Below are 11,689 nucleotides of genomic sequence, written 5' to 3'. Positions count from 1 at the left end.
TGTTCGGTGTTGCTAAAACTTGATCGGCCGGACATAGCCGGTCAGCTCCAGGTAGGCGTGGCCGGCCGGCTTGCCGTCCCGTTCCAGCGTTACCGCGCCCTCCCAGTACACCGCGCCGGTGGAGCGCCGCGAGTCCAGTTCCTGGTCGTCCTGCAAAGGAATGACCTGCCACACGGTGCTGCCGGTGGTGAGCTGGGTCGCGACGGGATACTCGGCATTGGTGCGGGGCGAACGCCACCGCCTTTGCGGGGTAAAGCTGACCTGGTCCGGCGAGAACTGCGTGATCTTACCGGATGCATCGCGCCATGTCGCGTGCGCCCATAGTTTAGCACCTGTCTTGCTGCGCATCTGGAAAGCCATCAGCGCGCCGCCGTCGGCGAGATTGGCGCCTATCCAGTCCCAGCCTGCGGCATCGGTGGCGACATATTGGGTGGACCACTCGTGATCGAGCCAGCTGGCGCCTGTGACGGCGACCGCCTTGCCGGCGCTGGTGATGGTGCCGGTGGTGGTCAGCTGCGGCTCGCTGTAGTAATAACTGCTGTCGGAAAGCTGCGCGCCTTTGCGGGAATACCCACGGTCGCCCTGCAGCAGCACGGGCTGCGATGGCGCCAGTTTCAGCTCCAGCTTGAAGCTGGCCGCATCGAGGTGGACCTGGTAGCTGCCGTCGGCGGCGCGTGTCATGCGCCAGTCTTCGAGCTTGACGTCGGTGTCGCCGACCTTGACATAGGACAGGCCGAAGCCTTCGCGCGCGCTGCGCTGGTCGTGCAGCAGCTTGCCGTTGGCCGGGTCGGAGACGGCCGCATGGCCGATGATCAGCTGCTTGGGGGCGAACCGGCTGGGATTGGCGCGGTCGTGCTGGGTGGCGGTGCGGAAGAAGGTGACCTGGAAGCCGAGCGGCTTGCCTTCGCTTGTGTTCAGCCAGCCGGTGACGTACCACCATTCGGTCTTGTAGTCGGGATGGGCGCCGAAGTCCGCGGGAAAACTCAGCGCGGCGCCCGGCGCCAGCGGTGCGACAGCCTTGAATATTGGCTCGGCGGCCTGCGCCGACATGGCCGCCAGCAGCGACAGCCCAGCGACGCAACGTTGTACGAAATGCTTCATCACCAGTCCTCCCTGACTGCGCGTATCGGCCCGCCCGACAACGACTGGCGGCCGGCCAGCAGCGCCGTCAGCGCGGAGGCGGCCAGCAGCAGGCCCGCCACGGTGGCCAGCAAGGGCCACGGCAAGTGCATCTGCATGGTCCAGTGGAAGGACTGCGGGTTGACCACAAAAACCAGTATCAGGCTGATGACCCAGCCCAGCGCGAAGCCGGTGACGATGCCCAGGCCCGTCAGGGCGCCGCCTTCGATGGCCAGTATCGACAGGATCTGGCGCCGCGTAACGCCGACGTGGCGCAGCATGCCGAATTCCTTGGCCCGCGCCAGCGTCTGCGCAGAGAAGGTGGCGGCCACGCCGAACAGGCCGATGACGATGGCGATCGCCTCCAGCAGGTAGGTGATGGCGAAGCTGCGGTCGAAGATCTTCATGCTGATCGCGCGGATCTCGGACGGCGCGGTGGTGGTCAGCGCGGCGCCGAACGGCAGGCGTTTCAAGGCGCGTTCCGTGTCGGCGGCTTTGGCGCCGGGCTTGAGCCACAGCGCGGCGTTGCTGGCGTCCATGTCGCCGGTGATGACGCGGTAGTCGCTCAGCCGCATCTGGATCGAGCCGGTCGGGCGCGCATAGTCGCGCCACACGCCGGCCACCTGGAAGGCGTGCAGTTTGCCGTTCAGCGGCAGTTCGATGTGCTGGCCCACGCTCATGCCGTATAAATCGACCATCGCTTCCGATATCCATACCGGCGGCGGGGCGCCGGGGCCGGGCACCTGCGTGGCGCCCACGATAGCCAAGGTTTTGCCGGGATCGGCCGGGTCCACATGACGCGCCATCAGGGCCACCGGCGGGCGGGCCGATGCCAGCGAGATGGCGCGCACGCGCAGGAAGTCGGCGCTGGCGACGCCCGGCAGGGTGGCGATGCTGGCCTGTTCCTGCGGCCGCAGCCCTGCGGTGGTGCCGGCGCTGGTGGTGCCGACGTAGATATCGGCCGGCAGGATGTGCTGCAGCCAGTCGTCCAGCGACACGCGGAAGCTGGCGACCATGATCGCCATCGCCACCATCAGGCTGAAGCTCGACAGCACGCCGCCCAGCGCGATGCCGGCTTGGCTGGAGGCGTTGGCGAGGCGCGACAGTGTCAGCGTGACCACCGGCGAGGCACTGGGCTTGCCGGCAGTGGCGGCGCTCCAGCGCAGGTGCGCCTGGCGGAACACGATGGCGGCCAGGCGCGGCATCAGCGCGATGGCGCCGACCAGCAGCAGCGCTATCGACAGGTAGCCGAACAAGGGCAGCTCAAATATCGGCGGCGCTTGCGACAGCAGTGCGGCCAGCGCGATGCAGGCGAGCGCCGGCCAGGCCTTGGACAAGCGCGACATCGCCGCTTCCTCGGTGCCCGATTTGAGCGCGACGGCCGGCTTGGCGCGGGCCGCGTCCAGCGCCGGCGCGGCGCAACCCAGCAAGGCCACGGCGACGCCCAGCGCGAAGTACACCGTCGCGGCGACCGGCGTGAACTGCACCTGCGGCCGCACGCCGGAGAAGAAGCCGGCACCCAGGTCGGCCCCCATGAAGTGCAGCGCGGTTGCTGCCATGCCGTAGCCGGCGGCGATGCCGATGGCCGATCCGGCCACGCCCAGGCTCAGGCCTTCGATCAGGATCTGGCGCAGCAGGTGCTTGCGGTCCATGCCCAGCACGCGCAGCAGCGCGAACTGGCTGCGGCGGCGTATCACCGACAGCGCCTGGGTGGAGAACACCAGGAAGGCGCCGGTGAACAGCGCGACCAATGCCAGCACGGTCAGGTTGACGCGGTAGGCGCGGCTCATGCCCTCGTTGCGACTGTTCTGGTCTTCGTCGTTGGGCTGGCTGACGCGGAAGCGGCCGGGATAATCGTGTTGTAGCTGTTGTTCCAGTTCGGCCTTGAAGGCGTCGCGATTGACGCCGTCGCGCAACTTGAGGTCGATGCGGGACAGCAGGCCGAGTTTTTCGAAGCGCCATTGCGCCGCGCCCAGGTCCATCACGCCGATGCGCTGGCCGGCGCGAGCGCGTTGCAGCGAGCCGGCCACGCGCAGTTTCAGTTCGCCCACGCCCACTTGCAGCGTCAGCGGCGCGCCCTTGGCGGGCTTGAGCCATTGTTGCGCCGCCGTCGACAGGAACAGCGCATCGTCGGCCAGTATGTCGGTCGGGTGCTCTTCGCTGGGCACGCCGACCAGATCGGAGGAGATGAAGCTGGCGCGGAAGGCGTCGATGCCAAGGATCTTCAACGCGGTCTGCTCGCCGGGTACGGAAGCGTCGAACTCCAGCACCGGCGACGCCACGGCCACCCCGGCGCGCTGCGCCAGCACCGGATAGATGGCCTCGTCGAAGAACGGTTCGGTGCCGCGCACCTGGATGTCGGCCACGCCGGACAGGCCCTTGATGGCGGAAGAGAATTCGTTGAAGGCCGCTGCGTTGATCAGGTGGATGGCAAAGCCGAGCGAGATGCCGACCGCAATCGCGGCAATCGCCACCAATGCGCGCAGCGGATGCGCGCGCCATTCGCCCAGCAGCAGCCAGCGTGACAAGCGGCCCATCGCAGCCGTACCGCCGCCGCTCACAGCACTTTACCGGGATTCATGATGCCCAGCGGGTCCAGCGCGGCCTTGATGGCCCGCATCATGTTCAGTTCCACCGCCGATTTGTAGCGCGCCAGCTCGTCCCGTTTCAGGACGCCGATGCCGTGTTCGGCCGAAATCGAACCGCCGAAACCGACCACGCTGTCATGCACCACGCGATTGACCTTGTCCTGGTTGGCCAAAAAGTCTTCGTTGGAGATGCCGTCCGGCGGCGCCACGTTGTAGTGCAGGTTGCCGTCGCCCAGATGGCCGAAGCACACCAGCTGGCAGCCGGCGAAGGCCGCTTCCAGCAAGGGGCCGGTGGCCGCGATGAAATCGGCGATGCGCGATACCGGCAGCGAGATATCGTGCTTGATGTTCTTGCCGGCCTTGGCCTGTGCCAGCGGAATATGCTCGCGCAGCTGCCACAGCCCGGCCGATTGCGCCACCGATGTGGCGACCACCGCGTCGCTGATGACGTCGCGCTCCAGTGCCGCGCCGATGGCTTGTTCCAGCAAACCGACGGCGTGCTGCTCCGATTCGCTGCTCGACAACTCCAGCAGCACGTACTGCGGATGCGGTGCCGCGAACGGCTTGGGCAGCGACGGGAACTGCTGCGCCACCAGCTCCAGGCAGTAGCGCGACATCAGCTCGAAACCGGTCAGGCTGGAGCCGCAATGGTCCTGCATCAGATTGAGTAATTGCAGCGCGTGTGCGGGCGAGGGCAGGGCCGCCAGCGCGGTGATGCTGGCCTTGGGCTGCGGATAAAGCTTGAGCACCGCGCCGGTGATCACGCCCAGCGTGCCCTCCGCGCCGATGAACAGGTCGCGCAGGTCGTAGCCGGTATTATCCTTGCGCAGGCCGCGCAAGCCGCTCCACACTTCACCCTGCGGGGTGACGACTTCCAGGCCGAGGCACAGCTCGCGCGTATTGCCGTAGCGGAGCACCGCCGTGCCGCCGGCGTTGGTGGACAGGTTGCCGCCGATGGTGCAGCTGCCTTCCGCCGCCAGCGACAGCGGGAACAAACAACCCGCGGCGGCCGCGGCTTCCTGCACCTGCTGGAGGATGCAGCCCGCGTCCACGGTCATGGTGCGGTTGACGGCATCGACCTGCCGGATGGCGTTCAGCCGAGCCAGGGACAGCACGACGGCGCCGCCGCCGGCGTCCGGCACGCTGCCCAGCACCAGCCCTGTGTTGCCACCTTGCGGCACCAGGGCCACGCGCCATTGCGTGCAGGCGCGCACCAGCGCCGCCACCTGGTCCACCGACGCAGGCCGCAGCACGGCCAGCGCCTTGCCGGTAAAACGTCCCCGCCAATCGGTGAGGAAGGGCGCCATATCGGCGGGCGTGTCGAGCACAAAGGCGTCGCCCACCACGGAGCGGCAGTGGGTGAGGAAGTCTGTCATTTAACGGTGTTGACCTTGACCTTGTCCAGCAGTTCCTTGGCCAGCTTCTTCGCCGCCTTTTTGTACGGACGCAGGTACATCACGGCGCACACGAAGTAGACGCAGACGATCAGCGCCTCGCCCCAGGCCAGCCATGCGGACAGGCTGCCCCTGTCGCTCCAGCCGCGCACCACGCCCTCGGTGAAGTACAGCAGTATCATCATCGAGGTCCACTGCAGGGTGTAGATGTCGCGCTTCCATACGCCGTACAACGGCAGCAGCAGCGGCAGGGCCTTGAGCACCAGCCAGGAGCCGCCCGGCTTCAACGGCGCCAGCACCATCTCCCACAGCACGCACCAGATTATCAGCGTCGCCAGGCTGCCGATGGCGCCCCAGTGAAAATACTTTTGCATTGTGTTTTCCATCATCCGTCCCCGTTCAAGCGACGGCGCGCAGTTTGACGGCCGTTTCGGCCAGGCGCCGGCCCAGCGCGATAGCCAGGCGTTTTTCATCTTCCGTGATGGTCTTCTTGCCGTCAAGTCCGGACCAGTGACTGGCGCCGTAGGGCGTGCCGCCGCTGGCGGTGGTCATCAGTTCGGGGTTGGTGTAGGGCAGGCCGAGCACCATCAGGCCGTGGTGGAACAGCGGTATCATCATGGACAACAGCGTCGATTCCTGGCCGCCGTGCAGGCTGCCGGTGGACGTGAACACGCACGCCGGCTTGCCGGCCAGCGCGCCGGACAGCCACTGGGCGGCCGTGCCGTCCCAAAAATACTTCATCGCGGAGGCCATGTTGCCGAAGCGGGTGGGCGAACCGAGCGCCAGGCCGGCGCATTCGGCCAGGTCCTCCAGCTCGACGTAGGGAGCGCCGTCGGCCGGCACGTCCGGCTCGGTGGCCTCGGTCACGGTCGATACGGCGGGAACTGTGCGCAGGCGCGCATCGCAGCCTGGCACGCTCTCAACGCCCTGAGCGATCAACTCGGCCAATTTGCGCGTGGCGCCGTGGCGGGAGTAAAACAATACGAGAATAATCAGATTAGCTTGGTTCATCAGCGGTATTATATGGCGCTTTAGCGGGTGGCATCGCTGCCACTCTTGTATTTCGATTATCGCTCATGTACGAAAAATATATTCATCCGGTTTTCCAGTACGTTTCCCGCAGCTGCCGTGGCGGGATAGATACAGTGCGTTCGCTCTCCTGGCCCGAAGTGCGGGACCTGTTCATCTTTGCTCAACGCCGCCTGCGCGAGGAAAGCCTGCCGCAAGTCGCCGGCAGCCTCACTTTTACCACGGTGTTCGCGCTGGTGCCGCTGCTGACGATCGCGCTGGCGATCTTCACCACCTTCCCGCTGTTTAACTCCTTCCGCAGCTCGCTGGAAGCCTACTTCGTGCAAAGCGTGATGCCGAAGTCGATTTCCACCACCATCCTGAGCTACCTGACCATGTTCGCCTCCAAGGCCACGCGGCTGTCGGCGGTGGGCGCGGTGGCGCTGATTTTCACGTCGATCGCGATGATGAACCTGATCGAGCGGGTGTTCAACCGCATCTGGCGGGTGCGCGCGGAGCGGCGCTGGACCAAGCGCATCCTGGTCTACTGGGCCATCATCACGCTTGGCCCCTTGCTGATCGGCGTGTCGCTGACCTTGTCGGGTCGGGTCTTCATGGCCACCAGCGACTTGATCGGCGATGTGCCGGTGGTCGGCGCCCTGATTTATACGGTGCTGTCGCTGGCCCTGACCACGGCTGGCTTCACGCTGCTGTACGTGGCGGTGCCGAACCGCGACGTCGACTGGTACGACGGCGCCTGGGGCGGCCTGGTGGCCGGCCTGGCGTTCGAGGTGGCCAAGCGCGGCTTCGCGATTTTCATCACGCAGTTCCCGACGTATTCGAAGATCTATGGTGCGCTGGCGGCGCTGCCGCTGTTCCTGCTGTGGGTGTATGTGTCGTGGTTGATTACGCTGTTCGGCGCGTTGCTGGTGGCCGCGCTGCCGGTGGTGAAGTACGAGCGCTGGTGGCATGAGGCGCAGCCGGGCGGCGAGTTCGTCGATGCGATGGCGATCCTGCGGGTGCTGCACGTGGCCTGCAAATGCGGCGACACGGCGCTGGTGAGCGCGGGCGCGATCCGCGCGCGCACGCGGCTGGGCTTTGACGAGATGGACACCCTGCTGGAAAAAATGATGGCCGAGGGCTGGGTGGGGCGGGTCAAGGTCGATGCGCCGCAGCGGGTGCAGTGGGGTAAGCGCGTCAGCGACGGCGATAACTGGGTCATCCTGGCCAATGTGGAGAAGCTGACCTTGGCCGAAGTCTATCGCCTGTTCGTGTTCTCCGGCCAGCCGATCAATGCCGGCGTGGTCAGCGACAGCGACGATGCGCGCGACCAGCAGGCCGCACGCGATGCCGCAGCGCTGGCGCGCGAGGTGGAATCGGCGGTCGAGGCGGGCCTGGGCAAGACCCTGGCCGAGCACTTCGGGCCGATCGACTGCCGCTAATCGCCCAGGCTAACCTTGCCGCTGGCGCGCGCCAGGCTTGAGCGCGCTCCGGCCACGGCTTGCAGGCGCTCCTGCAGGTAGCTGCTCAGGCGCGGATGCTGGCTGAACGCGACGTTGAAGCGGATGTGCTGGTCGGGCGTGTCGTTTGCCGAGAAGGCGGCGCCGCGCATCAGCAGGATATTGTTGCGGTAGGCGTCCTGCACCAGCAGGTCGACGTCCAGGCCTTCCGGCATCGTGCCCCACAAGAAAATGCCGGCGTCGCCGGGCCGCTCGAACAGCACGCCCGCCGCGCTCAATTGCTGTGTGCTGGCGTTACGTGCGGCCATGATCTTGCGCTGCATGCGGTCCAGGTGCTTGCGCAGGTTGCCGGCCCGGAGTACTTCCAGCAGCACGTACTCGTTCAGCGCCGGCGTCGTCATGATGGTATGGATCTTGGCCCGCATCAGCACCTTGAGCAAGGCCGGGGCGGCGGCCAGGTAGCCCATCCGCAGGGCCGGACTCAGCGCCTTGCAAAAGCTGGAGTAATAGATCACGCCGTCAAGCCCGGCCATGGCGGCCAGCCGCGTGCTGTGGCCTTGCTGGAAATGGCCGTGGACGTCGTCCTCGGCGATCAGGAAGCCGTGCTGCTGCGCCAGCATCAGGACCTTGTGCAGATTGGCGGCGCTGCTGGTCCATCCGGTCGGATTGTGCAGGGCCGTCTGCACGAACAGCAGGCGCGGGCGGTGCTCGCGGCAGGCGGCCTCCAGTTCATCCAGGTCAAGGCCATCAGGACGGCGCTTGATCGGCACCAGCCGTATGCCGTCCTGGCGCAGCCGGCCAAACATCAGGAAGTAGCCGGGGTCTTCCACCAGCACGGTGTCGCCGGGCTGCAGAAAGCTCCGGCAAATCAGGTCGATCGCGTGAGTGCCGCCAAAGGTGGTGAGTATGTGGCCGGCGTCCAGCGCGATGCCGATGCCGCGCAACATCAGAGCGATATGCTCACGTAGTTCCGGCAGCCCTTGCGGCGGACAGCGCGAGGCCATGCCGGCGGCGCTGCGCGTCATGGCCCTCTGCACCGCGGTGGCCGGTACCGCGTCCTGCAGCCAGGTCGGCGGCAGCGCGCCGCTGCTGGCCAATAATATGCCGGCGCGCTGATCGTTGACTTGCTGCGCCAGCCAGACCGGCTCTTGTTCCGCGCCCGCTTCCAGCGCGACCTCGTCGGGAATCGACTTGCCGGCGCCGTTGTTTGTGGCGACAAAAAAGCCCGCCGTGCCGTGGGAATCGATGACGCCTGCCGCCACCAGCCTGTCATAGGCCACCACGACGGTATTGGTGCTGACCGCCAGTTCGGTGGCGAGCTGGCGTATCGACATCAGTTTGGCGCCGCCAGGCAGCGCGCGGCTCTCGACCATGTGGCGCAGCTTTGCCTCTATCTGCTTGGACAGGGCGATGGGAGAGGAGCGGTCGATGGCGAACATGGCGAGAGTCTAGCGTAAAAACATCACCGCCAGTACCAGCAGAATGGCGGCCATCGCCAAATTGAATACGCGCTGCTTGCGCGGATCCTGCAGGAAGCGGCGAATCGAGACGCCAAACAAGGCCCACATGGCGTTGCAAGGCGCGCCGACCAGTGTGCCGATCACCGCCACCAGCAGCGCGCTGGCCAGCGTGCCGTGCCCCTCCGGCATGAAAACCGATGCCATGGTGATGGCCTTCACCCAGCTCTTGGGGTTCAGCGCCTGAAAGGTCGCGGCCTGGGCAAACGACACCGCCTTGGGCGCTTGCGCGCCGCTCATCGATGCGCCGCTGAGCTTCCAGGCCAGGAATACCAGATACAGCGATCCCGCGATGCGCAGCGCTTGTTGCGCCATCGGGTAGGTGACAAAGATGCTGCCCAGTCCCACGCCCATCACCAGGGTCTGCACAAACAGGCCTACCTGTATGCCCATGATGGCCGGCAGCGCGCCGCGGCCGCCGAAGTTGGCGCCCGTGGTGGCGAGCATGACGTTGTTTGGTCCGGGAGTGGCCGACATTACAAGGCAGTAGCTCATCAAGGGCAGGAGTTCGGTCATGGTTGGCAATTCGCAGTGTGGAAGTGGCACCAGTCTAGGGGCGCGGTGGGGAGGGCGCAAGGCACAAGGCAAGGGCGACAGACCCATGCTGTATCAGTCGCTCTACGGTGACAGTTGCTGGTCGTCCGGATATCGTTATAGAATCGACATTCATAAAAAACAACTGGGAGACGTCATGCTGAGAATGCCGATTGCGGTGGTCTTGTTAGGTTTTGCCGGCGTGGCGTCTTCCGCCCAGCAGTTGCACCCGCCGGGCTTGGGCGAGCGTGGCAACGAGGCCAGTATCGCGGTGGACATCAACGCGTCGGGCCAGGTGGCGGGCATCATCGAGGAAGAGAACGGCCGCCAGCGCGCGGTGCTGTGGAATAAGGGCCTGGTGGAACTGGGCACCCTCGGCGGCAGCGACTCCTTCACCACCGGCATCAACATCCGCGGTGACGTGGTCGGCACGGCGCAGGACAGCGACGGCCACTGGCGTGCCTTCGTCTACCGCGCCGGCATGGCGATGCGCGACCTGGGCACGCTGGGCGGCGGCAGCAGCTATGGCACGGGCATCAGCCGCTCCGGCCAGACGGTGGGCTTCGCCGACACCAGCGACGGCTACTTCCATGCTTTCTCCACCGGCGCCAATGGCGACGGCCCGCTGGTCGACCTGGGCACCCTGGGCGGCAATATCAGCTACGCGGCCGGCGTCAACACCGACGGCGTGATCGTCGGCACGGCGGCGCTGTCGGACGGCTATCGCCGCGCCTTTATCTACCGGCCCGGCGTCGGCATGAAGGAGCTGGGTACGCTGGGCGGACGCTCCAGCGGCGCCACCGCCGTCAACGATTCCGGCGTTGTGGTCGGCGCATCCGAGACGCCGGACCGGCACTGGCACGCCTTTGTCCACGATGGCAAGAAGATGGTCGACCTGGGGGCGATGATCGGCTACGGCAACAGCTTCGCCACCGCCATCAACGCCGCCGGCCACGTGGTCGGCAGCATCCGGGTCGGCGACGAGCGCCGTTCCTTCGTCTACCGCGATGGCAAGATGACGGTGCATCCGGGCGGCTTCGGCCTGTACCTGGTCAACAGCATCAACGCCGAGGAGTTGGTGATCGGCGCCAAATACGTCGGCAAGAAGTTCGAGGCCTCGACCATGCACTCGGCACAGCGCGCCGTGGTCACGCACGGGGGCAACGATCTGCTGATGCTGATCCTGGTGGTGCTGACCACCACGGCGGGCATCGTGATCTACCGCCGCCGCTATCGCGGCATCGTGCTGCAAGGCGCGAACCGCGTCATCCGCTTCAAGTTCCCGCAAAACTGAAAGTGAAGTACAGGGCTTTGCCTTGTTGGTGAGAATGTTGAGAATCTTGAGAAAATGTGTTAATTTGAATTGATCTGCCAGAGTCGTGATGAACAATTCAGATAGCACGCCTCCATTCGCTGCTTAAGAGGGTATCTTGGTGCAATCAGTGAAAAATAGAGACGCCGAACGCAGTCCGGCGCAACACGATGCCGTCGAGCGTGTGCTTGAACAGTTTACGCAGCTTGTTGAGGATCGTTTGGAAGCTCTTGCTCGCGGCCGTGATCGTGAGAAGGTGATCGCGCTAGGTATGCAAGCTCTAAGCGAAGCGCGTGCGTCGCTGACGAGTATCTTTATTAAAAAATCGCTGCCTACTACCAAGCTAAAGGCTTCGGATGTTATTTCTCAGGGGTTGGTGTCACTTTCACAGGCCACGCTTTACCGGGCTGCTGAAAGTGGGCGCTTCTACTTTATCACCCCCAGGGGGCGTAGTATCGGCAGGGAATTCCCGGCGTGGCAATTTATTGAGCCTGTGCCTGAGTTGATCGAACCGGTGCTACACCAACTTGAGAATCAGCCGAGTAGCGAAATTCATGCATTCTGGGTGGGCGCGGTTGACGATATTAATGAGCTTTCGCCGGCGGAGCTGCTGGCGGGTAAGCCTTTCGAGACGCGTATTGAAGTTCACGAAAGTCAGCGTCGGTTGTTGAGTCTTCCCGCAAGTGAGCGCTTGCGGAAGGTTCAGGAACTGGCTGAACTTTATACCAGGGGCATGGCCGACATCATAGGCTAGAGT

General features: G+C 65.3%; 10 protein-coding genes. 3 read left to right on the top strand and 7 right to left on the bottom strand.

All coding sequences use genetic code 11. The features are described 5' to 3' along the window. Window positions 1–12: 12 nt before the first annotated feature. Genes ACEN9O_RS25820 through wrbA form a run of 5 tightly spaced genes read right to left on the bottom strand, consistent with a single transcriptional unit; the run spans window position 13 to window position 6,112 of the window. Complete coding sequence (locus ACEN9O_RS25820; protein WP_495614648.1) at window positions 13–1,101, bottom strand: lipocalin-like domain-containing protein; 1,089 nt, start codon at window positions 1,099–1,101, stop codon at window positions 13–15. Next, window positions 1,101–3,656 carry an FtsX-like permease family protein gene (locus tag ACEN9O_RS25815; RefSeq protein WP_495614647.1) on the bottom strand — a complete coding sequence of 852 codons (2,556 nt, stop codon included), beginning with the start codon at window positions 3,654–3,656 and terminating at the stop codon, window positions 1,101–1,103. The genes ACEN9O_RS25820 and ACEN9O_RS25815 overlap by 1 nt, the downstream gene beginning before the upstream one ends. 20 nt (window positions 3,657–3,676) lie before the next feature. Further along, a complete protein-coding gene (locus ACEN9O_RS25810) occupies window positions 3,677–5,083 on the bottom strand; it encodes an FAD-binding oxidoreductase (RefSeq protein ID WP_495614646.1) in 1,407 nt (468 codons plus the stop codon). After that, entirely contained in the window at window positions 5,080–5,487 is a 408-nt protein-coding gene (locus ACEN9O_RS25805; RefSeq protein ID WP_495618541.1) for a DUF2069 domain-containing protein, read from the bottom strand. The genes ACEN9O_RS25810 and ACEN9O_RS25805 overlap by 4 nt, the downstream gene beginning before the upstream one ends. A gap of 13 nt (window positions 5,488–5,500) precedes the next feature. Next, the gene (gene wrbA, locus ACEN9O_RS25800; protein WP_495614645.1) at window positions 5,501–6,112 is read right to left on the bottom strand and encodes an NAD(P)H:quinone oxidoreductase; all 612 of its coding nucleotides are present in this window, start codon (window positions 6,110–6,112) and stop codon (window positions 5,501–5,503) included. A 65-nt stretch (window positions 6,113–6,177) separates the two neighbouring features. Between wrbA and ACEN9O_RS25795 the strand changes: the two genes are divergently transcribed. Continuing rightward, entirely contained in the window at window positions 6,178–7,551 is a 1,374-nt protein-coding gene (locus ACEN9O_RS25795) for a YihY family inner membrane protein (RefSeq protein WP_495614644.1), read from the top strand. Here the strand turns inward: ACEN9O_RS25795 and ACEN9O_RS25790 are convergent. Both ACEN9O_RS25790 and ACEN9O_RS25785 read right to left on the bottom strand, forming a co-directional pair. After that, window positions 7,548–9,008: an aminotransferase-like domain-containing protein gene (locus ACEN9O_RS25790; RefSeq protein WP_495614643.1), complete on the bottom strand. Its 1,461-nt coding sequence runs from the start codon at window positions 9,006–9,008 to the stop codon at window positions 7,548–7,550. The genes ACEN9O_RS25795 and ACEN9O_RS25790 overlap by 4 nt on opposite strands. Window positions 9,009–9,017: 9 nt before the next feature. Further along, a complete protein-coding gene (locus ACEN9O_RS25785; RefSeq protein WP_495614642.1) occupies window positions 9,018–9,602 on the bottom strand; it encodes a LysE family translocator in 585 nt (194 codons plus the stop codon). A 175-nt stretch (window positions 9,603–9,777) separates the two neighbouring features. On the opposite strand from ACEN9O_RS25785, the gene ACEN9O_RS25780 reads away from it, so the two are divergent. Together ACEN9O_RS25780 and ACEN9O_RS25775 are read left to right on the top strand one after the other, a co-directional pair. Continuing rightward, window positions 9,778–10,914, top strand: a complete 1,137-nt coding sequence (locus tag ACEN9O_RS25780; protein ID WP_495614641.1) for an HAF repeat-containing protein — start codon at window positions 9,778–9,780, stop codon at window positions 10,912–10,914. Between the two features lie 136 nt (window positions 10,915–11,050). After that, window positions 11,051–11,686 carry a hypothetical protein gene (locus tag ACEN9O_RS25775; protein WP_495614640.1) on the top strand — a complete coding sequence of 212 codons (636 nt, stop codon included), beginning with the start codon at window positions 11,051–11,053 and terminating at the stop codon, window positions 11,684–11,686. The last annotated feature ends 3 nt before the right edge of the window (window positions 11,687–11,689 follow it).

It is taken from the genome of Duganella sp. Dugasp78, assembly GCF_059491455.1.
This window is presented reverse-complemented; position numbering and strand designations above follow the sequence as displayed.

Excerpts from the sequence above, each read along its gene's own strand:
- ACEN9O_RS25820 (WP_495614648.1), bottom strand. The coding sequence starts at position 1,101 with ATGAAGCATTTCGTACAACGTTGCGTCGCTGGGCTGTCGCTGCTGGCG.
- ACEN9O_RS25815 (WP_495614647.1), bottom strand. The coding sequence starts at position 3,656 with ATGGGCCGCTTGTCACGCTGGCTGCTGCTGGGCGAATGGCGCGCGCAT.
- ACEN9O_RS25810 (WP_495614646.1), bottom strand. The coding sequence starts at position 5,083 with ATGACAGACTTCCTCACCCACTGCCGCTCCGTGGTGGGCGACGCCTTT.
- ACEN9O_RS25805 (WP_495618541.1), bottom strand. The coding sequence starts at position 5,487 with ATGGAAAACACAATGCAAAAGTATTTTCACTGGGGCGCCATCGGCAGC.
- wrbA (WP_495614645.1), bottom strand. The coding sequence starts at position 6,112 with ATGAACCAAGCTAATCTGATTATTCTCGTATTGTTTTACTCCCGCCAC.
- ACEN9O_RS25795 (WP_495614644.1), top strand. The coding sequence starts at position 6,178 with ATGTACGAAAAATATATTCATCCGGTTTTCCAGTACGTTTCCCGCAGC.
- ACEN9O_RS25790 (WP_495614643.1), bottom strand. The coding sequence starts at position 9,008 with ATGTTCGCCATCGACCGCTCCTCTCCCATCGCCCTGTCCAAGCAGATA.
- ACEN9O_RS25785 (WP_495614642.1), bottom strand. The coding sequence starts at position 9,602 with ATGACCGAACTCCTGCCCTTGATGAGCTACTGCCTTGTAATGTCGGCC.
- ACEN9O_RS25780 (WP_495614641.1), top strand. The coding sequence starts at position 9,778 with ATGCTGAGAATGCCGATTGCGGTGGTCTTGTTAGGTTTTGCCGGCGTG.